The organism is Thermomonas beijingensis (genome assembly GCF_020034655.1).
Lineage (GTDB): Bacteria > Pseudomonadota > Gammaproteobacteria > Xanthomonadales > Xanthomonadaceae > Thermomonas > Thermomonas beijingensis.
The window spans coordinates 709,728-731,508 of record NZ_JAIQDJ010000001.1 but is presented as its reverse complement, the minus strand read 5'-3'; the positions used below and the strand labels follow the sequence as shown (position 1 = coordinate 731,508).

The following is a 21,781-nucleotide window of genomic DNA, read 5'->3' as shown; positions in this document are numbered from 1 at the left end:
GCCCGTCAGCCCGCCTGTTCTTCACGCAAACGCGCTGCGAACTCGGCGACGGACAGGGTACCGAGGTCTTCCCCACCCCGCGTACGCACGGACAGCTGGCCAGTTTCTTTCTCGCGGTCACCGACCACCAGTAGATAGGGCACGCGCTGCAGCGTGTGTTCGCGGATTTTATAGCCGATTTTTTCGTTCCGCAAATCGGCGATTACACGGAAACCTTGATTTGCAAGGGATTTCCTTACTTCATCGACATAATCGGCTTGCGCATCGGTGATATTCAGCACCACCGCCTGCACCGGCGCCAACCACGGCGGGAACTGGCCAGCGTGGTGTTCGATCAGGATGCCGATGAAGCGCTCCATCGAGCCCACGATGGCCCGATGCAACATCACCGGATGCTTGCGCTGGCTGTGTTCATCCACATATTCCGCGCCCAAACGGCCCGGCATCATGAAGTCCACCTGCATGGTGCCCAGCTGCCAGGTGCGGCCAATCGCGTCCTTTAGGTGATACTCGATTTTCGGGCCATAGAACGCGCCCTCGCCCGGCAATTCCTGCCATTCCACGCCCGATGCACGCAGCGCACTGCGCAGGGCGTCTTCGGCCTTGTCCCATGTGGCATCGTCACCCAGGCGCGAGTCCGGGCGCAATGCGATCTTGATCTGGATGTCACTGAAACCGAAGTCCGAGTAAACCTTGAGGGCCTGCTCATGGAAGGCCCGCACTTCGGATTCGATCTGACCTTCGGTACAGAACACATGGCCATCGTCCTGGGTGAAGCCGCGCACGCGCAGGATGCCATGCAGCGCGCCGGACGGCTCGTTGCGGTGGCAGGCGCCGAACTCGCCGTAGCGGATCGGCAAGTCGCGGTAGCTGTGCAGACCCTGATTGAACACCTGGATATGGCCGGGGCAATTCATCGGCTTCACCGCGTAGGTCCGCTTTTCGGACTCGGTGAAGAACATGTTGTCCTTGTAGTTGTCCCAATGGCCGGACTTCTTCCACAGCTCCACATCCAGAATCTGCGGGCAACGCACTTCGCCATAACCCGTGTCGCGGTAGACCTTGCGCATGTACTGCTCAACCGTCTGCCAAATGCTCCAGCCTTTCGGGTGCCAGAACACCAAGCCTGGACCTTCTTCCTGCAGGTGAAACAAATCCTGCGCTTTGGCAATTTTGCGGTGATCGCGTTTTTCAGCCTCTTCCAGCTGGGTCAGATACGCTTTCAGCTCTTTGTCGTTCAGCCATGCCGTACCGTAAATGCGGCTGAGCATCTGGTTGTTGTGGTCGCCACGCCAATACGCGCCGGCCACCTTCATCAATTTGAACGCGCGCAGCTTGTCGGTGCCGGGCACGTGCGGGCCACGACACAAGTCGGTGAACTCGCCCTGCGTGTACAGCGACAGCGTTTGATCGGCCGGAATGCTTTCGATGATTTCGGCCTTGTAGGCCTCGCCAATCCCCTTGAAGTAGGCCACCGCCTCGTCGCGCGATTTCACGCTGCGACTCAGCGGCAGGGCTTCCTTCACGATCTTTTGCATTTCCGCTTCGATCGCGGGCAGGTCTTCCGGCGTAAACGGACGCTCGTAGGCAAAGTCGTAATAGAAGCCATTGTCGATCACCGGGCCGATGGTGACCTGCGCACCGGGATGCAGGCGCTGCACAGCCTGCGCCAACAAGTGGGCCGTGGAATGGCGCAAGATGTCCAGCGCCTCCGGGGATTTTTCGGTGACGATCGCCAGCGCGGCATCGTGGTCGATCAGGGTACTGGCATCCACCAGCACATCGTTCACTTTGCCGGCCAGGGTGGCCTTGGCAAGCCCTGCGCCAATACTGGCAGCCACCTCGGCTACGGTGACGGGATTGTCGAACGAACGCACGGAACCATCGGGAAGCGTGATATTGATCATGGTGACAACACTCAAAAGTCGTAAGCACTGGCGCGCGGCCGGTTGCGGAATTTAAAACGAAAAAAGACGCCGAAGCGCCTTTCGATAACCCACGTCAACACGTGGACGAATGCGTCGGCAGACTCAGCAATGGGCGCAGGTAGTGTTCATGTCGCACGCGAGACCTGCGCTGCCGCAGGCCACCTTGGTCTCCGATGTGTTGCCACGCCAACGCTCTTACTTTACGAGAATCTGGCGTGGTGGGCGGTACAGGGTTCGAACCTGTGACCCCTACCATGTCAAGGTAGTGCTCTACCGCTGAGCTAACCGCCCGCTATCCCCAAACACGGGGCCGGTGATTATAGCCTGTGCTTGAGGCGAACGACAAGCACAGCGCCCGCAATTACAGCGCGGCTTCACGCAGCTTGCGGATCTGGTCACGGACGCGGGCGGCGTCTTCAAACTCCAGATCACGGGCGTGCTGGTGCATTTGCGCGTCCAGTGCCTTGAGTTTGGCGACTTGCTGGGATGGGCTCATCCGCAAATATTCCTGCTCCGGCTCGGCCACCCGCTTCATTTTTCCACGGCCCTTCAGCTCACCCGGCTCGGCGCGCGCACCTTCCATCACATCCATCACCGCACGCTGCACCGACTGCGGCACGATACCGTGTTCGGCGTTGTGGGCTTGCTGTTTCTGGCGACGACGATCGGTTTCGTCGAGTGCGCGCTGCATGGAATTGGTGATGCGGTCGGCATACAAAATCGCCTTGCCGCGCAGGTTGCGGGCAGCACGACCAATGGTCTGGATCAGCGAACCGGTACTGCGCAAAAACCCTTCCTTGTCGGCATCCAGAATTGCCACCAACGACACCTCCGGCATGTCCAGCCCCTCGCGCAGCAGGTTGATGCCGACCAGCACATCGAACACACCCAGCCGCAGATCGCGAATGATCTCCACGCGCTCCACCGTGTCCACATCGGAATGCAGATAGCGGACTTTCACATCGTGCTCGGACAGGTATTCGGTCAAATTCTCGGCCATGCGCTTGGTCAACACGGTGACCAACACGCGGTCGCCCATCGCCACCCGCCCGTGAATCTCACCCAATAGATCGTCCACTTGCGTCGCCACTGGACGAATTTCGACCGGTGGATCGACCAAACCGGTCGGGCGCACCACCAGCTCGATCACATCATCGCCAGCTTCGCGCAGTTCGTACGGGCCGGGCGTCGCCGACACATAAATACTGCGCGGCGCGCGCTGCTCCCATTCCTCAAACCGCAGCGGCCGGTTGTCCAGCGCCGATGGCAGCCGAAAACCAAATTCCACCAGGGTTTCCTTGCGCGAACGGTCGCCTTTGTACATTGCGCCGATCTGCGGAATGGTGACGTGCGATTCGTCGATCACCAGCAACGCATCGGCGGGCAAATAGTCGAACAAGGTGGGAGGTGGATCACCCGCATTGCGCCCGGTCAAATGCCGGGAATAGTTTTCGATACCGGTGCAAAAACCCACCTCGGCCATCATTTCCAGATCGTATTGCGTGCGCTGTGACAGCCGCTGCACTTCCAGCAATTTATTGGCCGAGTACAACTGCTCCTGGCGCTCGCGCAATTCTTCCTTGATGGTGTCGACCGCCGCCAGCACCCGCGCACGCGGTGTGGCGTAGTGGGTTTTGGGATAGATGGTGTAGCGCAGCAACTTGCGAAACACTTCGCCAGTGAGCGGATCGAACATCGACAACTGCTCGATCTCGCCATCAAACAATTCGATGCGCAGCGCCTCCAGATCCGACTCAGCCGGGAACACGTCGATACTCTCGCCGCGCACGCGAAATGTGCCGCGATCCAACTCGAATTCATTGCGACTGTATTGCAGCGTGGTCAGATGGCGCAGCAGTTCGCGCTGATCGATGCGCTCACCGCGCGACAAAATCAGCCGCATCGACAGGTAATCTTCCGGCGCACCCAACCCATAAATCGCCGACACCGTGGCCACCACAATCGTGTCACGGCGCGACAGCAAGGCTTTGGTCGCCGCCAGCCGCATTTGTTCGATGTGATCGTTGATCGAACTGTCCTTCTCGATGAAGGTATCGGTCGACGGCAAGTAGGCTTCGGGCTGGTAGTAGTCGTAATAGCTGACGAAATACTCGACCGCATTGCGTGGAAAAAATGCGCGGAATTCGCCATACAACTGCGCCGCCAGGGTCTTGTTGGGCGCCATCACCAAAGTCGGCTTTTGCACCGCCTCGATCATATTGGCAATGGTGTAGGTCTTGCCCGAACCGGTCACACCCAGCAGCACCTGCTTGGCAATGCCCGCGCCAAAATTGGCCACCAGTTTTTCAATCGCCTGCGGCTGACCGCCTGCCGGCTGGTAAGGCGAAACCAACTCGAAGCGATCCGAAGCAGTGGCAAGGTCGAGATCGGAGGGAACGGACTGGCTCATCGCGGGCACGGCAAAGGGCAACCGCTGAGTTTACGCCGAAGCCGCCTGAGGCACAGACCTCAAAACTCCTGACCCAATTTCGGGGTTTTCCGACATCGCGTCCAGGCGTCTGCCGATCCCCGCTTCAGTCCGGCGCGCCTAGCCTGACTTGCACACCCACGGGAATCTCGCCATGCGCCGCCAGCACTTTGGCTTCACTCTGATCGAATTGACCATCACCTTGGCGATCATCGCGATCTTGGCGGGTGTTGCGGGCCCGGCCATGGCAAGTTTTATCGAACACCAACGCGCCACGGCCGCCGCAGCTTCCCTGACCACGCACATGCAACTAGCGCGAATGGCTGCCGTCAGCCGCAACCGCCGCGCCGTGTTGTGCCCCTCCAGCGACGGTACCAGCTGCGCCGCTGGTATCGATTGGAGCACCGGCTGGATGCTGTTCGTGGACGACGATGGCAACCGCCGTCCCGACCACAATGACGACATCCTACGGGTGGACCTGCAACCCACCAGCACACACCTGCGCGTGGTCAGCACCACCGGGCGTCAGCAATTACGCTACCTGCCCGATGGCAGCAGCGCCGGCAGCAATCTCACCATTTCCATCTGCAACCACGCCGGTGAGCTGCTGGGCCAAGTGATTGTCAACAACATGGGACGCCCACGCAGCGAACATCCAAAAGCCACCACGCCCTGCCCCGCATAAGCGCGTACCCGTCATCAATTGCAATATTTTCGCTGCAAGCGCTTGCCCGAACGGAGACTGCCGACTACAATGCCGCTCCCCGCCCGAATAGCTCAGCCGGTTAGAGCACTTGACTGTTAATCAGGGGGTCGTTGGTTCGAGTCCAACTTCGGGCGCCAATTTTTTCAATGATTTAGGGTCGCTTCGGCGGCCCTTTCTCGTTCCTAGCCTAGCCAAATCGTAGCCAATCGTCAGTGACTGCATGCGCACTCGTTCAGCGTAGCCGTCCAGGTCATCCATGCCGGGATGCGCTTATTCGGTTTGCCAGCCGCCCATGCCGCGCCAGCCGCGTGGACAGGGCTTTTTTCGTGACCTCCGACAGCGCCCACAACTCGACGACGGTTTTGGCGCGGGACATGCCGGTGTAAAGCATCTGGCGCACCAGCAGGGGCGAGGCGGGATCGGGTGGCAGCAGCACCGCCACGCGGTCGTACTCGGAGCCCTGGCTTTTGTGCACGGTCAGTGCAAATGCGTCCTCGTGTGGCGGCAGTGTGGTTGGATCGAGCAGCCGCAAGCCGGCGGCAGTTGTTTCGCGGATGGCAGAGGACGCATCGGGCGCAGGCTCGAACGCAACCTGCAACAGCGGCTTGCCGGCGCCGTTATCGACCAGCACGCACACGCCGACATCGCCGTTGTAGAGCCGCGCGGCGTGGTCATTGCGGGTCACCATCACGCAGCGGCCCGGATACCACGCGCCGCCGGACCACGGCGCCAGCGCCTCCCACGCGCGCAGGCGCGCGGCAATCGTTTCGGCGGCCTGGGTCGCACCGAACGAGCCTTCGCGCAGGGCGCACAGCAACTGCTGGCGACGCAATACCGCGAGCCGCGCAGCCAATGCGCGCTGGTGGTTCGCGGCAACCGGCGTGGTGATGGCCACTGCTTCCAGCGCGGCCTGCAGGTCGCGCGCCCAGGCGAACAGGCGGCGGCGCAGGCTGGCCACGTCGGGCACCGCATGCACAGTGGCGGCGCCGATGGCGGCATCGAACGCCGCGACATCCCCGGCACGCACGGCTTCGTTGATCGGCACCAGCGCGACATCGGCGCGGAAGCAGTGCGACAGCCGCACCAGGTCGCCGCGCAGGTCGTCTTCCAGTGCCTGCACCACGTCCATCATCACCGAGCCGGTACCGACCGAGGTGAGCTGGTCGGCATCGCCCACCAGCACCAGCACCGCGTCCTCGCGCAATGCCGCCAGCAGGGCGCGCAGCAGGCCGAGATCGAGCATCGAGGCTTCGTCGATGACGACGATGTCGGCCGGTAGCGGCTCGCCGGCGTTAAAGGCATATCCGCCATGTCGGCCGCGGCTGCCCAGCAGGCGATGCACGGTGGCGGCATCGGCGGTGAGCACCGCGCCAAGATGCGGCAGCCATTCCGCCCCGATTGGCTGTGCGCCACCGTGCAGGCGCTCGGCCCCTTGCCGCAACGATTCCGCCAGCCGTTGCGCGGCCTTGCCGGTGGGCGCGGCGATCCGCAGCTGCGGCAGACGGCCGGTGACGGCGTGGTGTTCGCACGACAGGCCCAGCAGCATGCGCAGCACGGTCGTCGTCTTGCCGGTCCCCGGACCACCGGTCAGCACCATCAGGCGACGGCCGAGGGCCTGGCGCACGGCGGCGCGCTGGCGCTCCTCGGCGTCCTGCCAGCTGCCGTTGAACAGCGCGCGCAGGTCGGCATCGCTGATCGGGCTGCGCGGTGCGTGCGCGGCATCGCGGCGGGCGCGCAGCGCACGGGCCACGTCCACTTCGGCGCGATGATTGCGCAGCAGGTAGAGATGCTCGCCATCCAGCACCAGCGGCCGTGCCTCCGGCGCATCACCCGCCTGCACCGCGGCCACCAGCGGGCTTCGCGCCAGCGCGTCGCATTGCCGGTCATCCAGCACCCGTCGCCCGCTGCTGTCGCAATACGCCAGCGGCAGCGCGCTGTGGCCCTGGCCTTCGGCGTGGCTGGCCCAAGCCGCCGCTCGGGCGGTCGCCTCGTCGCCACCATGCGCCATCACCCAGTGCCAGACCGCGCGATCGAGGTCGCGCCACTCGTCGGGACTGTCCACCACCCGTTGCTGTCGAGCGAAACCGAATGCCTCGCCGGCGGTGTACGCGCTCATGCAGCCTCCTCCAGGTCCAGCCCCAGCACGCCCTGCACGGCATCCAGCAAGCCATCATCAAACCGGTGGCGCCAGACGCCGCAGGGCGTGCCGTCCGGCAGGCGCAGGCCGACCGCGCGGATGAACAGGTACCAGCAGTCACCGAGGTGCTGGTCGCGGCGGTAGTCCTTGCCCAGGCGCTCGCGCAGGTAGCGCTCGACCGCAACGGTGTAGAGCAGTGCCTGCAGGCGGTAGCCGGTGGCCAGCATCTTCGTCTCCAGCGCTTCGGGGGCGTAGTCCTGCAGGCAGCCTTGCGGCCCGGCGGCGAGCTGGTTGCCCTTGTAGTCCAGCACATGGAAGCGCCCGCCATGGGCGAACACCAGGTCGATCTTGCCGTTCATCAAGCCCGCCAGGGTCTGTTCGCGTACCGGCACCAGGCCGGGCTCCCCATGGGCCTCGCAGGCCTTGCGCAAGGCGCGCAGCGATACGCCGTCGAGGTGGTAGTTGAACTCAAGTTCCGCGCGCATGTCGGTCGCCGCGAGATCGCACAGGCGCGGACCGCCGCCATCCGCCAGCGGCGCCTCCAGCACCTTCTGCAGGCGCCGCGTCAACGGCGCGGCCAGCGCGTCGAGCTCGCCTTCGCGCGGGCGCACGCCATGCTCGTGCAGGGCGGCAAGCACGGTGTGCGGCGCAATCGGCTGCCCCGGCACGCGATGCTCGAACAATGCATGCACGGCGTTGCCGAAGTCGGCACCGGCGACGCCAGCCAGTGCGTCGAGTTCGGGATGGCGGGTTGCCTCGATGATCGGCGCGGCTGTCACCTCAGCGGCATCGGTCTGCTCAGCGGCGAATTGCTCGGTCTGCGCTTCATCCTCGGCCGCGCTGTCCTCGAACCCCAGGCGATGCCGGCCACCACCGCCGAGCGTGGTGAAACTGTGCCGCATCGGCAGCGGGCCGGGCGGTGCGGCGGGCAACGGACGGGCGCTGCGCGCCTCGGCCACTTCTCCGCCACCCAGCCATACGAGGTCTGGATGTGGATCCCAGCCGTCGACGACGTGGATGCAGTTGGCCTCGTCGGTCGGGAACACGGACAGCTCCAGGTCGTTCAACGCCACGTCCTTTGCGCTCGCGCTGCGGATGGCGTCGGCCAGAACATCGCCCGTCGGCAGCACGAACACATGGCAGGCATGGATGGCGCGGGTCAGCGCCACGTAGAGGATGCGATGGCGCTCCTCGGATTCCTGCTGCTTGACGATGTCCTTGGCCGGCCCTTCGACGAGATATTTGACGCTGCCGTCGGCACTGGCCAGCACATGCGGTTTGCGCTCGGCGATCTTCGAGCGACCGTGCTTCCACATCAGCGGCAGGAACACCACGCCGAACTCCAGCCCCTTGCTGGCGTGCAGGGTCATCAGCTTGACCCGCGCGGCATCCGATTCCAGCCGCAGCGCGCGTGCGTCGACGGCGTCGCTGCCTTCGGCTCCATCGGCCATCTGCTCGGCGAACCACGCCAGCAGCCGTTCGCCGCCGCCTTCGTCCCAGGCTTCCTGCAGCAGCTCGCCGAGGTGGCGCAGGTCGGTGAGGATGCGCTCGCCTTCCGCCGTGTCCAGCAAGCGCGCGGCGTGCTGCTCCAGCAACGCCGCCACCAGCGCCAGCGGGCCGCCGCGCTCCAGCGTGGCGTGCAGGACATGGAAGCGGCTGGCGTGGCTGTCCCAGGCTGCCGCATCGTGGCGCAGGGCCTGCAGCGTGCCGAGGCTCGCGCCTATCAGGCGCGTGGCCAGCGCGGCACGCAGCGTGCGCGGATCCTCGGGGTGCAGCGCCGCGTGCAGGACCAGCCGCAGCTCGCGGGCGATGGCGGTGTCGAACACGCTCTTCTGCGAGCCCGTCACGCAGGGCACGCCACGCGCCTTGAGCATCACCGCCAGCTTGACGATCTGCGCATTGCTCGGCAGCAGCACGGCGATGTCGCCGGGTTGGAGCCGGTCTTCGCCGATGGAATAGCCATCTTCCGACAGCGCCCACGCGATCTGCCCCGCGCACACCCGCAGCGCGTGCGCTTCGAGGTCGGGCGCAGCGTCGTCCGCCGCAAGCCGGTGCAGCATCAGCGGACGGCTGACGGGCGTATTGTCGTGCGCGGCGCGCAGCGGCTGGCCGTCGCGGCGGCCGCTCGGCGCAACGCGCTGATAGCGGATGGACGTCGCCGACTGCTGCGGCCCCAGTTCGGCGCGTGTGTTCGCGTAGAACTGGTTGACCGCCTCGACATAGCCCCGGCTGGAGCGATGGTTGGTGCCCAGCGTAAGCCGGTCTGCGTCCGGTACCAGCGCCTTGGCTCGCTCGTATGTCGCAACGTCGCCGCCGCGGAAGCGGTAGATCGCCTGCTTGGGGTCGCCGATCATCACCAGCCGCCCGCGCTGCGCGCTGTCCTCGTCGCTGTAGATCGCATCGAGGATGCCGAACTGCACGGGGTCGGTGTCCTGGAACTCGTCCACCAGCGCCACCGGCCAGGCGGCGAACAGCGCATCGGCCAGCACCCGCTGCCCGTCGCGAGGTGCCAGCGCGTCGCGCACCGTGACCAGCAGCTGGTCGAAGCTGGACTGGTTGGCGGCATCCAGCCGCGCCTGCAGGGTGGCGCGGCACCAGTGCTGGGCGACGGCGAGGAATTGGCGCAGCGGGATGCTGCCGGCACGATCCCATTCCTCATCAGAGAACACCGCAGCGATATCACCGGATACGTTTGCCAATGCCTGAATATCAGGATTTGCAACACCCGCCTTGCTGATTGCCGTGAGCGCCTTTGCGGCCTTGAGCTTCGCCAGATCAATTTCACCCGGCACCACACCCGGCAACGGCACGATGACATCAACCAGACTGCGCCACGTCTGACGTAGCGCGCTGCGTTGGTGGAACCAGCAATCATCGTCAAGCAAGCCGCGTACCCTGCTCGCCCACGCATCCAGATCGCCAAGAAAACCCAGCCGGCCACGAAGCGCATTGAGATCCAGACACCCCACCTCCACATCCGCCTGCAACAACACCGGCACGTATTTCTTCAGCGAATTGAGGGTGATCCCGGCCGCGCGGGCCAGCGCCACCAGCTCATCCGCTTCATCGCCCTGCGCGATCACCCGCCACAGATCCGCGACCAGCGCGGCTTCCAGCGTCTTGCCGTCGATCATCTCGCGGCCGCGGAACAAGGCGCCGGCGGCGAAGGGATGGTCGGCAAGGATGCGCGAGCACAGCGCGTGCAGGGTGGAAATGGGCGCGGCGTCGAACTCGGCCAGCGCGGCCTGCAGGCGCTGCACGTCCGCATCAAGCGCGGCCGGCTGGTCGCGCCAGCGCTTGCGGATCCAGTCGCGATCCGCATGCTTGCCCGCGTCGCTGGCGATGCCCTGCTGGTGCTGGTTCGCCTCGGCCAGCGCCCACAGCAGCTTGCCGCGCAGGCGCTCGCGCAGTTCGGCGGCGGCGGCGTTGGTGAAGGTGCTGACGATGATCTGCCGCGGCGAAAGCTTCTCCTCCAGCAGCAGGCGCAGGTACAGCACGGCGATGGTCCAGGTCTTGCCGGTGCCGGCGCTGGCCTCCACCAGGCTGCGGCCGCCGTCCTGCAAGGGCAAGGTGGTCCAATCCATGGGCTGGCTCATGCGGCTTCCTCGCTGGCGTTTGCAGGGCTGGCGTCGCCGTCACCCAGCAGGATCAGGGCGTGGATGGCCTGCGCGTCCTGCAGCAGTGCGTGCAGGGCGCGACTGTCCGGGTCGGTGTCGGGATCGCCGAAGATCAGGTCGCCTTCCAGCAACTGCGCGTAGCCAGGGGCGTAGTCGCGCTCGCCGACGCCTTGGCCGGACTCACTCACCCACTTGCCGCGCACCGCCTTGGCGATCGCGGCCTCACGCGACTGCTGCGCCGCTGCTTCCGCTGAAGGCTCGTCTGCGCAGTCGGCGTCCTTCTCCGCCTCGGCCTCGCCCTGTTTGCCCTTGGCTTTTTTCGGCACGCCTTGCTGTGCCTGCAAGGCGGCCCACCCGGACTTCGGATGGAACCAGGAGGTGCCCTCGCGGCCCATCCGCATCAGCTCGACCAAGGCGCGCAGGCGCCGGCGCAGGTCGGCTTCCATGGCCGCACGCTTCGCAGTGTCGGCGGCGCAGTATCTCGCATCCCAGTCATTCGCCTGCATGGCAAGATCCGGCTCGCCGGCCGCCAGCATGGTCAGGCGCACCGGCGCAGGCGTGTCGGTGCTTGCGTGCTGCAGGCGCAGCAGCGCCCACTGCAGAAAAGCGGGGACGCGCTCCTTGAAGCCGAGATCCTTCGGAGCCTTGAGATGCTTCTTTCCATCCTTCGGATTGGGGAATGCGAACACGATCTGCACGCCGTCCGCCACCCCGTTGAGCGGGAACACATTACGCAGCAACCCGGTCATGCGCTGCGGTGCGCTTGCCCCGGCAATCGCGTCGCCGGGCAGCACCAGCGGCACGTCGATCCTTATCGCCTGGCCGCCGTGCTCGCCGCGCGCATCGAAGCGGCCACAGGCATCGGCCTGGCTCCACAGCGCATCCACTGCGTCCGCTTCCTTCGCCCATGCGGCTTCACCGGCCGCGCCCAGCGGCAACAGCCCGCCCAGCCCCACCCACGCCGGCGGCTGGCGGTCCCAGGCCCACGCGGGATCGCCGCATTTGCGCGGCAGCACCTGCTGCAGGAACACCGTGCGCGCCACCGCGTGGATCCTTGAAATCGCATCCATCGGCTCGTCTTCCGCCAGCCGCACGTCGTCGTCCAGCGCATCCAGCGACAGCTGCAGATGCTCCTTCAACAGCGCCTTGGCCGGGTCCTTGAAGAAGCCTTCCAGCGTGGCCAGCGGCAGCGGCTCCGGCAGCGGTTCCGGCACGGGGAGATTGCCGTCGCGCAGGCGCGGCAGCGTTCCCCTGCCCGCCCCGCGCATGCCCGCGAATGCCGGCGAGAACGAAAACAGCGCCGGATGCGTGCCGTCGAAGTAGCGGCCGTCGAACGGTTGCAGCGGATGTCGCACCAGCCACGGCCGCGGCGCCTTGTCGTCATCGGGCGCGTTGCCGCAGGCACGGTCGAGTTCGGCCAGCAGCTCGGCCAGCGGCGCGGCCGGGTTGCGGTGCTTGCCGTCGCGCGCGCCCTGGCCGATGTACGACAGGTGCAGCCGCTTGCGCGCGGACATCACGGTTTCCAGGAACAGGTAGCGGTCGTCGCCGGGCACGTCGCGGTCGCCGAGGCGGCGCAGGCGCGCCATCAGGTCGATGCCGCCATCGGATGGCCGGCGCGGAAACGCGCCTTCGTCCAGCCCCAACACGCAGACCATGGCGAACGGGATCGCGCGCTGCGGCACCATGCCGCAGAAGGTGATGCCGCCCATCAGGAAGCGTTGGCGCTCCGGCGCGGCGGCCAGCGCGTCCTGCAGCAGCTCACACACCACCGGCATGCGCAGCGCGGGGTCCTCGCCGTTGCGCGCCGGTTCCGCGGCGAGCTGGGCGATCGCGCGATGCACCACCGACAGCGCGGCGCGGGCGTCGGCATCGGTGCGGTCGATGCGCAGCAGCGCGTCCACGCGCTCGCGCAGCACCGTCGCCCACCGGCTTGCCGGCTGTTCGATCGGGGCCAGGTCGCGCCACGCCTGCAGCTCGCACAGCAGCCGGTCCAGACTGCCCAGCGCCGCCGCGGACGGGCCTTCGATGCCGGCCAGTGGCAGCAGTGCGGTGCCATCGGGCAGCGTGACCGGCTGCGGATCGATCCCGCCCGGCACGTCGGCCATCAGGTAGCCGGCCAGCAGCCGGTCCATCGCCCAGGCGAAGCTGTGCTCGGCGCGCGCCGGCAGCGACAGTGCCTGCTTGTGCGCAGCGTCCAGCGCCCAGGCCACGCGGCTGTTGCGCAGCCATTCGACCAGGATATCGGCATCGCCCGCATCCAGTCCCAAGGCGGCGCGCACCTCCGCCACGCCCAGCAGGTCCACCACCTCGGGCGCGGTGATGCGCGATGCGCCCAGCCCCAGCAGGGTGTCGAACACGGCAAACAGCGGATGACTGCGGGCGACGGGCACGTCGGCGAGGTGGTAGGGCAACAGCCGCTCGCGCGCGGAGCCCGGCTCACCGAACACCGCCGGGATCAACGGCAGGTAGGCCTGGATGTCGGGTGCCATCACCGCGATATCGCCGGGACGCACCCCCGCTTTATCGATGGCATCCAGCAGCGCATCGCGCAGCACTTCGAGCTCGCGCTGGCGGGTGTGGCAGGCGTGGATGCGCAGGCTGGGATCGGCCGTGGCATTGGCGGCGACCGCATCCTCCTGCAGCAACTCCGGCTGCAAGCGGCGGATGCTGTCCTGCAGGCGCGCCAGTCGATCGGGCGGCGTGCCGGCGCCGTCGTCCTGCCAGTGGCGGATATCTTCGCGCAGCTCGCCGTCCACCAGGGCGGCGAAGAAGTGCTGGCCCAGGCGCCCCCAGCGCGCCAGCAGCGGATGACCCTGATCGCGCCAGTCGAGCGCGCCGGGATCGTCGAAGCGCGCCTGCTCTTCATCGCGGAAGGCTTGCCAACCGGACGCATCGGGCTTGCGCCAGCCGCCCTGCCCCGTCGCCCTGTGCAGGCCACCCCAGTACTCGCGGCAGGGATCGGGCACGTACAGGAACACCGGCGCGCGGCGCGCATAGGCCCGCAGCACCGACAGTTCCGCCGGCGGCAGGTGCGACAGACCCACCACGTGCAGCGGCGCGCGCGGCGCGGGATCCGCCTGCAGTGCCGAGACCAGCGCATCGACCAAGCGGCCGCGATGCTCACCCAGCGCTGTGACGACCGCCTGCCAGAGCGGCGCGAGGCAGGCCGATTCCAGTGCCCTCAACGCCGCATCACCATGCTTGGCGGTGGCGAAGGCGTGCTTGCCCGCCTCCCAGGCCTGCAGCCAGTCGCTGCGATACACCAGGTACTGCGAGAACACCCGCGCCAGCCGGTCGGCCAGTTGGAAGCGGCGCAGAGCGCGCTCATCGGCGCTGGCCGAAGCGTCCAGGTAGGACAGCACGCGTGGGTCGGTGACGCCATGCGCGGACGGATCGCCCAGCATCGCGTGCAGGGTCCAGCGCAGATGCCCACGGCGGTAATTCGGCAGGGCCACCGCGCGTGCGTCCAGTAGATCGGCCGAAAGCCGGTCCAGCCAAGTGCTGGGCAATTGCACATCCAGATTGGCAACGATGCGGCCTGCGCCCACCTGCCGTGCCAGTGCGCCGGCCAGCCATTGCTTCATGCCGGGATGCGCGGCGATCACCGTCTGCGGGGCCAGCGGGTGCACCGGCCGCGTTTGCGCCAATAGGGATTCCAGTGGTTCCAGCAACGCCTCCAGCCGGCTGGCGCGCAGCAGGATCAGGCCCGCATCGTGTTCAGCAGTATTCAACCGTCGGCCCTCGGATCTGAAACGCCATTTGAGCACAGCGGCATCTCATCGGCTGCGACGCAACATGAGTTGAGAGCGATTCCTCGAATCCATAGAGGGAGGCGGCGTGAATCAGCGACATTACCGTCGCACTGGATTGGCCAATCTGCGCAGCCAAGGCAGCAAATCACTGGGCAACAAGCCGCGCTCGCCATCGTCCAATGCGGCCGCATCGCCGGCGGCGGCATGCAGCAGTGCGCCGATGGTGGCCGCCGCTGGTGCTGCAAAACCTTGCCCGCGCAAGGCTGCAATCACGCCGGTCAACACATCGCCCATGCCGCCCACGCCCATGCCGGGATTACCGGCGCCAATCACCGCCGGCACGCTGCCCGCCGCTTGCACCAGGCTGCCCGCACCTTTCAGTACCACGCTGCTGCCGAACTTGTCCTGCAAGGCAGTGGCTGCCGCAAAGCGATCGGCTTGAATATCCGTCGTGGTGGTTGCCAACAAGCGTGCGGCTTCGCCTGGATGCGGGGTGATGATGTCGTCCTCGCCCAGTGTCGTGGCAGATGCGGCCAGCAGATTGAGCGCATCGGCATCCAGCACCCGCGGCGTGAGCGCGTGCAGCACAGCGGCCAGCATCGCCCGGCCCCACTCGCCCTGGCCCAAACCGGGGCCAATGGCAATCACATCGGCACGTGCCAACAATGGCAGCAACTCGGCACTGCTTTCCACGGCATGCGCCATCACTTCCGGGCAGCGCGCCAATAGCGCTGGCACATGCATGGCACGCGTCGCCACGCTGACCAAGCCGGCCCCCGTGCGCAACGCGGCTTGCGCGGCCAGGACAATCGCGCCACCGCTGCCATGTTCGCCGCCGATGCACAGCACATGGCCATTGCGCCCTTTGTGGCCATTGCGCGGGCGCAGCGGCAAACACTCGTGCAAGGCATCGGCACGAAACGCCAGCGCCGACGGTGCAATACCCGTCCACAATGCCTCGGGCAAGTCCAATCCCGCCAACTCCAATTTCCCGCAATGATCCAAGGCCATGCCGGTGCGCAAGCCACGGTGCCGGGCGAGGAATTGCACCGTCACATCGGCCAGGATGGCCATGCCAACCGCATGCCCGTTGCGCGCATCGATGCCACTGGGCACATCCAGTGACAACACCTTGGCGGGATACGCATTGATCGCGTCGATATGTGCCGCAGTGACCGCATCCAACGGACGCGACAGGCCAATGCCGAACAGTGCATCGACAATCACATCGCAATCACCCAATGCAGGGCCAAACGCGCCACCCGCTTCGACATACTCCGCGCATGCCCGCTGTGCCAATGGGGTTGCAGGTGGCGCGAGCTGCACCACACGTACCGTACGCCCCGCAGTGTGCGCATGCCGCGCCAGCACATAGCCATCGCCACCGTTATTGCCCGGCCCGCACACCACCACAATCCGCAGTGCCTGCGGCCAATGCTTGAGCAGGCAGCGCCAACCGGCCTGCCCGGCACGCGCCATCAATGCAAAGGCATCGCCATCAAAATAATGCGCGCCGCGTGCTTCCATTTCGCGCAGTGCCGCAGGATCAAACAGTGGATACGGGCTATGCATCGAAGGACTCCGGGGTGGCAACGCGGCGCAGACCTATAATTTGCGCCATGTCCACACCCGACTACAACGCACTGGCGCAGCGTATCCGCAAACTTGCCCATGCGGCTGGCTTCCAGCGCGTGGGAATTTCCGGCATCGAACTGGGTGAAGACGAAGCACATCTGCTGGATTGGTTGCAGCAAGGCTTGTACGGCTCGATGGAATGGATGGCCCGCCACGGCACGCTGCGTGCGCGGCCTGCCGAATTGCTGCCCGGCACCTTGCGGGTGATTTCGGTGGGCCTGGATTACGGCAAGGACCCCGACGCCGCATGGGCCAACCTGCGCGCGCACGAACGCGCCTACGTGGCGCGCTACGCGCTGGGCCGCGACTACCACAAGCTGATGCGCAACCGCCTGCAAAAATTGGCGGAGGTCGTGCAGGCGGAAATCGGCCCATTCGGCCACCGTGCCTTCACCGATTCTGCGCCCGTATTGGAGCGCGCGTTGGCGCGCAATGCCGGGCTGGGCTGGATTGGCAAACACACCTGCTTGATCGACAAACACGGTGGCAGCTGGTTTTTTCTGGGTGAATTGTTTGTCGATATTCCTCTGCCCATCGACCCGCCCGCCAGCGCGCATTGCGGCAGCTGCACGCGCTGTATCGATGTTTGCCCCACCGGCGCGATCACCGCGCCTTATCGGCTGGATGCGCGCCGCTGCATTTCTTATCTCACCATCGAACATGAAGGCAGCATCGACGAAGCGTTGCGCCCACTGATAGGCAACCGTATCTACGGCTGCGATGACTGTCAGTTGGTCTGTCCGTGGAACAAATTCGCCAAACGCAGCGACGAGCCGGACTTCCGCGTCCGCAATGACCTCGACAACGCCAGCCTGGTGGACCTGTTTGCCTGGGAAGAAGACGAATTCCTGCGCCGCAGCGAAGGCAGCGCCATCCGCCGCAGCGGGCATGAACGCTGGCTGCGCAATATCGCCATCGCGCTGGGCAACGCACCCACCACACCCGCAGTGCTGGCGGCACTTCACTCCCGCCGCGACCACCCCTCGCCGGTGGTGCGTGAGCATGTGGAATGGGCGCTACGGCAGCATCAGGCCTGAGTGAAACAGCCGCAACTTCTGTACGCAATGTTCGTTGACCGGCGCTAGCCTTAGACTATGCAGATGACCGACGACCTCCTGCGCACCACGTTTCACGGCTTTGAACAAATCCCCCTGCGCGAATACGCCGAGCGCGCGTATCTTGACTACTCGATGTATGTGGTGCTCGACCGCGCCCTGCCGTTCATCGGCGATGGCCTGAAGCCGGTACAGCGCCGCATCATCTATGCGATGAGCGAGCTGGGGCTGGCGGCATCGGCCAAGCCGAAAAAATCGGCACGCACCGTGGGCGACGTGATCGGCAAATACCATCCGCATGGCGACAGCGCCTGCTATGAAGCATTGGTGCTGATGGCGCAGCCATTTTCGTACCGCTACCCGCTGATCGAAGGGCAGGGCAATTTCGGCAGCAGCGATGACCCCAAGTCGTTCGCGGCGATGCGCTATACCGAATCCAAACTGTCGCCGATTGCCGAAGTGTTGCTGGGTGAATTGGGCCACGGTACCGCCGATTGGGTGCCCAATTTCGATGGCACGCTGGAAGAACCCACGTGGATGCCGGCGCGCTTGCCGCACCTGCTGCTCAACGGCACTACAGGCATTGCCGTCGGCATGGCCACCGATGTGCCGCCGCACAACCTCAATGAAGTCGTCAGCGCCTGCGTGCGCTTGCTGGATGACCCCGACGCCACGGTGCGCGACCTGTGCGAACACGTGCGCGGCCCGGATTACCCCACTGCGGCGGAAATCATCACCTCGCCCGGCGACTTGCTGGCGATGTATGAAACCGGCCTCGGCAGCGTGCGGGCACGTGGCGTGTTTGTGAAAGAACACAATAATATCGTCATCACCGAACTGCCACATCAAGTTTCGCCGTCCAAAATCATCGAGCAGATTGCCGCACAAATGCGGGCCAAGAAACTGCCGTGGCTGGAAGACATCCGCGATGAATCCGACCACGCCAATCCCACCCGGATCGTGCTGGTGCCGCGCAGCAACCGCGTGGATGCCGACCAACTCATGGGGCATTTGTTTGCCACCACCGACCTGGAAAAAAGCTTCCGGGTCAATATGAATGTGATCGGGTTGGATGGCCGCCCACAGGTCAAAAACCTGAAAATGCTGCTATCCGAATGGCTGACTTTCCGTCAAGACACCGTCATCCGCCGCTTGCAGCATCGGCTGGAAAAAGTTGAACGTCGCCTGCACCTGCTGGAAGGTTTGCTGGTGGCCTTCCTCAACCTGGATGAAGTCATTCGCATCATTCGCAGCGAGGACGAGCCCAAAGCGGTGCTGATGGCACGTTTCAGCCTCAGCGAGGAGCAGACCGATTACATCCTGGATACCCGCCTGAAGCAATTGGCGCGGCTGGAAGAAATGAAGATTCGTGGCGAGCAGGACGAGCTGGCGGCCGAGCGTCAAACACTGATTTCAATCCTGGACAACAAAACCAAGCTGAAAAAACTGGTCAAGGATGAATTGTTGACCGATGCCAAGAAGTTTGGCGATGCCCGCCGCAGCCCTCTGGTGGCACGCCAAGCCGCGCAAGCACTGGATGAAACCGAGCTGGTGGCCAGTGAGCCAATGACCGTGGTGCTGAGTGAAAAGGGCTGGGTACGCGCTGCGAAAGGCCACGATATCGATGCCGCAACGCTCAGTTATCGCGATGGCGACAGCCTGCTGCTGGCGGTGCGCGCACGCAGCAATCAGCAAGTGGCGTTCATTGATTCCGCTGGCCGCAGTTACTCCACTGCCGTGCACACCCTGCCCAGCGCGCGCGGCAATGGCGAGCCACTCACCGGGCGCTTCTCGCCCGCACCCGGCAGCACCTTCCAGGCACTTGCCAGCGGCGATAACGACCATAAATTCGTGATCGCATCGAGCCACGGCTATGGCTTCGTCACCCGCTTTGAAAACCTGACCGGACGCCAGAAAGCCGGCAAGGCGCTGCTGTCGCTGGGGGAAGGTGGCACGGTGTTGCCACCCGCGCCAGTGGCCAACATCGAGGCCGCTCGCATCGTTGCCATCACCAGTGCCGGTCACGTGCTGGCATTTTCCATCAGCGAATTGCCGGAGCTGGATAAAGGCAAGGGCAACAAGATCATCGACATCCCCAAAGCCAAGCGCGGCACCGAGCATGTGGTGGCGATTGCAGTCGTGCCCGCCACCGGCAAGTTGTTGGTGCAATCGGGTGCACGCACGATGACGCTCGCGTACAAGGAATTGGAGCCGTATCTGGGCGCGCGCGGCTCACGCGGTGGTTTGCTGCCGCGTGGCTGGCAAAAAGTGGATGGATTGATGGTGGAAGCCTGAACCATTCCAACGCTGGTGAAGCCGCCGTGCGTTTCGCTACGTCGCTCGAAATGCGGCTACGCGAAACGCACGGCGGCTTCACCAGCGATCCAAAGGAGACACCCATGCAACCCGACTTCTGGCACCAACGCTGGGCCAACCAGCAAATCGGTTTTCACCAATCCACCCCCACCCCGTTATTGCAAAAGCACTGGGCCGGATTGGGCGTTGCCGCCGATTGCACCGTGTTCGTGCCGCTATGCGGAAAATCGCTGGACCTGGCATGGCTGGCCGCACAAGGCCATCGCGTGCTGGGCGTGGAACTGTCACAACTGGCCATCGAACAATTTTTTGCTGACCACGCATTGATGCCGGAGCTGCGTCAAAGCCGCTACGGCACGCACTACCTCGCCGGTGGTATTGAAATCATCCATGGCGACGCCTTCGGGCTGGATCGTGACGCACTATCAAGCTGTGCCGCCGTGTTCGACCGTGCCGCATTGATTGCACTTCCCCCTGATCTGCGCCAACGCTATGTGGCAGAACTCTACGCAGCACTGCCCAGCAACTGCCAAGGCTTGCTGATTACTCTGGAATACCCGCAACAAGACCGCGACGGCCCACCGTTCTCGGTACACGAAGACGAAGTACGTGCACGCTATGGCGAACATTGGGATGTCGCGCTGTGCGAACGGCGCAACATTCCCGCGGCTCACCCCGGCTTCGTGAATGGGGCATCGCGGGTGGATACTGCCGTGTATGCCTTGCATCGCCGCTGACCGCATCGCAAGTGATTGATCAAGATCAATTCGTATCTGCCCGTATCTGCCTAAGCTGCGCCCATGCACTCCCAGACTATTGCCTTTGATGCCGATTTGGCGCGTCGCTACGATCGCCCCGGCCCGCGCTATACCTCGTACCCGACCGCGCCCCAATTCAGCGCGGAGTTCGGTGAGGTGCAGCTGCGCGAAGCCGTGCAGGCCAGCAATGAGGAACCCATCCCGCGCCGGCTATCACTGTATGTGCATGTGCCGTTTTGCTTTAGCCCGTGTTTTTACTGCGGCTGCAACCGCATCATCACCCGTGATTTGGGCCGATCGGATAGCTATCTGGCGCGCCTGTATCGCGAAGTCGCGTTGATTGCCCCCGCGTTTGACCGTGATCGGGAAGTGATCCAGTTGCACTTTGGTGGCGGCACACCGAACTTCCTCAACCCCACGCAATTGGCCGACACCGTGGATGTGCTGCGCCGGCAATTCCATTTTGCCGACCGCCGCGACAGCGATATTTCGATCGAAATCGACCCGCGCTTCTGCGACCCCGCATGGATGCCGGCACTGGCCGCGACCGGGTTCAACCGCGCATCGCTGGGCGTGCAGGATTTCGACCCCAAGGTGCAAGAAGCGGTCAATCGCATCCAGAGCGTGCAAGAAACCCGTGCCGTGGTGGATGCCGCACGCAGTGCCGGGTTCCGTTCGGTCAATATCGATTTGATCTATGGCCTGCCGGGGCAAAATCTGGAAGGCTTCGGCAAGACGCTGGATATCGTCACCGAGATCCGTCCAGACCGGCTGGCGGTGTACAGCTATGCGCATATGCCGCACCTGTTCAAAGCGCAAAAGCAAATCGACGAGGCCCTGCTGCTGGACGGTGACGCCAAACTGGCGCTGCTGCAATTGGCGGTGGAAAAACTCACTGCCGCGGGCTATGTCTATATCGGCATGGACCATTTCGCCTTGCCCGATGATGATCTGGCACAAGCGCAGCAGCGCGGCGGCCTGCACCGCAATTTCATGGGTTACACCACCCACGCGGATAGCGATTTGATTGGTCTGGGCGTCTCTGCCATCAGCCATATCGGCAATACCTTCAGCCAAAATCCGCGCGATTTACCCAGTTGGGAGATCGCCATTGATACCGGCAAGCTACCGGTGTTCCGCGGGATGCGCATGAGCGAGGACGACACGCTGCGTGCCGACCTGATCCAATCGCTGATGTGCCAGGGCCAAATCCCGGTAGCCGCACTGGAGCGCCGTTACGGTATCCGCTTTGAAGACTACTTCGCCGGTGCGCTGGCGCAGTTGCAGCCGCTGCAGGAGGACGGATTGGTGCGATTTGGCCAAGGCAACATCGAAGCCACCTCGCAAGGTCGGCTGCTATTGCGTAACATTGCCATGTGCTTCGACCAATACCTGACCCCAACCGCTGCCGACACCAAACCGCGCTTCTCGCGCGCGATCTGACTTGTT

Annotated in this window: 11 protein-coding genes and 2 tRNA genes; 6 read left to right on the top strand and 7 right to left on the bottom strand. The window is 64.6% G+C overall.

Features of this window, described 5'->3' with window-relative positions; translation table 11 throughout:
- Nucleotides 1-5 precede the first annotated feature (5 nt).
- From thrS to uvrB, 3 genes are all read right to left on the bottom strand, one after another.
- A complete protein-coding gene (gene thrS / locus K7B09_RS03375) occupies nucleotides 6-1,907 on the bottom strand; it encodes a threonine--tRNA ligase (protein WP_223626758.1) in 1,902 nt (633 codons plus the stop codon).
- A gap of 237 nt (nucleotides 1,908-2,144) precedes the next feature.
- Nucleotides 2,145-2,219: transfer RNA gene (locus tag K7B09_RS03370), tRNA-Val, on the bottom strand.
- A 70-nt stretch (nucleotides 2,220-2,289) separates the two neighbouring features.
- Nucleotides 2,290-4,338, bottom strand: coding sequence for an excinuclease ABC subunit UvrB (gene uvrB / locus K7B09_RS03365; protein WP_223626757.1), 2,049 nt, complete (start codon nucleotides 4,336-4,338; stop codon nucleotides 2,290-2,292).
- Between the two features lie 172 nt (nucleotides 4,339-4,510).
- On the opposite strand from uvrB, the gene K7B09_RS03360 reads away from it, so the two are divergent.
- The gene (locus tag K7B09_RS03360; protein WP_223626755.1) at nucleotides 4,511-5,041 is read left to right on the top strand and encodes a GspH/FimT family pseudopilin; all 531 of its coding nucleotides are present in this window, start codon (nucleotides 4,511-4,513) and stop codon (nucleotides 5,039-5,041) included.
- 81 nt (nucleotides 5,042-5,122) lie between these two features.
- Nucleotides 5,123-5,199: transfer RNA gene (locus K7B09_RS03355), tRNA-Asn, on the top strand.
- Nucleotides 5,200-5,312: 113 nt separating this feature from the next.
- On the opposite strand, the gene recD is transcribed toward K7B09_RS03355, so the two are convergent.
- The 4 genes from recD to K7B09_RS03335 all read right to left on the bottom strand — a co-directional run bounded on the left by recD (nucleotide 5,313) and on the right by K7B09_RS03335 (nucleotide 16,140).
- Complete coding sequence (gene recD, locus K7B09_RS03350) at nucleotides 5,313-7,178, bottom strand: exodeoxyribonuclease V subunit alpha (RefSeq protein WP_223626753.1); 1,866 nt, start codon at nucleotides 7,176-7,178, stop codon at nucleotides 5,313-5,315.
- On the bottom strand, nucleotides 7,175-10,795 hold the full coding sequence (locus K7B09_RS03345; protein WP_223626751.1) for a UvrD-helicase domain-containing protein: 3,621 nt from the start codon (nucleotides 10,793-10,795) through the stop codon (nucleotides 7,175-7,177). The genes recD and K7B09_RS03345 overlap by 4 nt, the downstream gene beginning before the upstream one ends.
- Nucleotides 10,792-14,547, bottom strand: coding sequence for an exodeoxyribonuclease V subunit gamma (gene recC / locus K7B09_RS03340; RefSeq protein WP_223626748.1), 3,756 nt, complete (start codon nucleotides 14,545-14,547; stop codon nucleotides 10,792-10,794). Before recC ends, K7B09_RS03345 begins: the two co-directional genes overlap by 4 nt.
- Nucleotides 14,548-14,667: 120 nt before the next feature.
- Nucleotides 14,668-16,140 carry an NAD(P)H-hydrate dehydratase gene (locus K7B09_RS03335; RefSeq protein WP_223626746.1) on the bottom strand — a complete coding sequence of 491 codons (1,473 nt, stop codon included), beginning with the start codon at nucleotides 16,138-16,140 and terminating at the stop codon, nucleotides 14,668-14,670.
- 47 nt (nucleotides 16,141-16,187) lie between these two features.
- Here K7B09_RS03335 and queG point away from each other — a divergent pair, with 47 nt between their 5' ends.
- The 4 genes from queG to hemN all read left to right on the top strand — a co-directional run bounded on the left by queG (nucleotide 16,188) and on the right by hemN (nucleotide 21,775).
- Nucleotides 16,188-17,240 carry a tRNA epoxyqueuosine(34) reductase QueG gene (gene queG / locus K7B09_RS03330; protein ID WP_223626744.1) on the top strand — a complete coding sequence of 351 codons (1,053 nt, stop codon included), beginning with the start codon at nucleotides 16,188-16,190 and terminating at the stop codon, nucleotides 17,238-17,240.
- A gap of 63 nt (nucleotides 17,241-17,303) precedes the next feature.
- Nucleotides 17,304-19,553 (top strand): DNA topoisomerase IV subunit A, encoded by a 2,250-nt coding sequence (gene parC / locus K7B09_RS03325; protein WP_223626742.1) that lies wholly within the window; start codon nucleotides 17,304-17,306, stop codon nucleotides 19,551-19,553.
- Nucleotides 19,554-19,657: 104 nt separating this feature from the next.
- Entirely contained in the window at nucleotides 19,658-20,311 is a 654-nt protein-coding gene (locus tag K7B09_RS03320) for a thiopurine S-methyltransferase (protein WP_223626740.1), read from the top strand.
- Nucleotides 20,312-20,374: 63 nt separating this feature from the next.
- Nucleotides 20,375-21,775 (top strand): oxygen-independent coproporphyrinogen III oxidase, encoded by a 1,401-nt coding sequence (hemN, locus tag K7B09_RS03315; RefSeq protein WP_223626738.1) that lies wholly within the window; start codon nucleotides 20,375-20,377, stop codon nucleotides 21,773-21,775.
- Nucleotides 21,776-21,781: the final 6 nt, after the last annotated feature.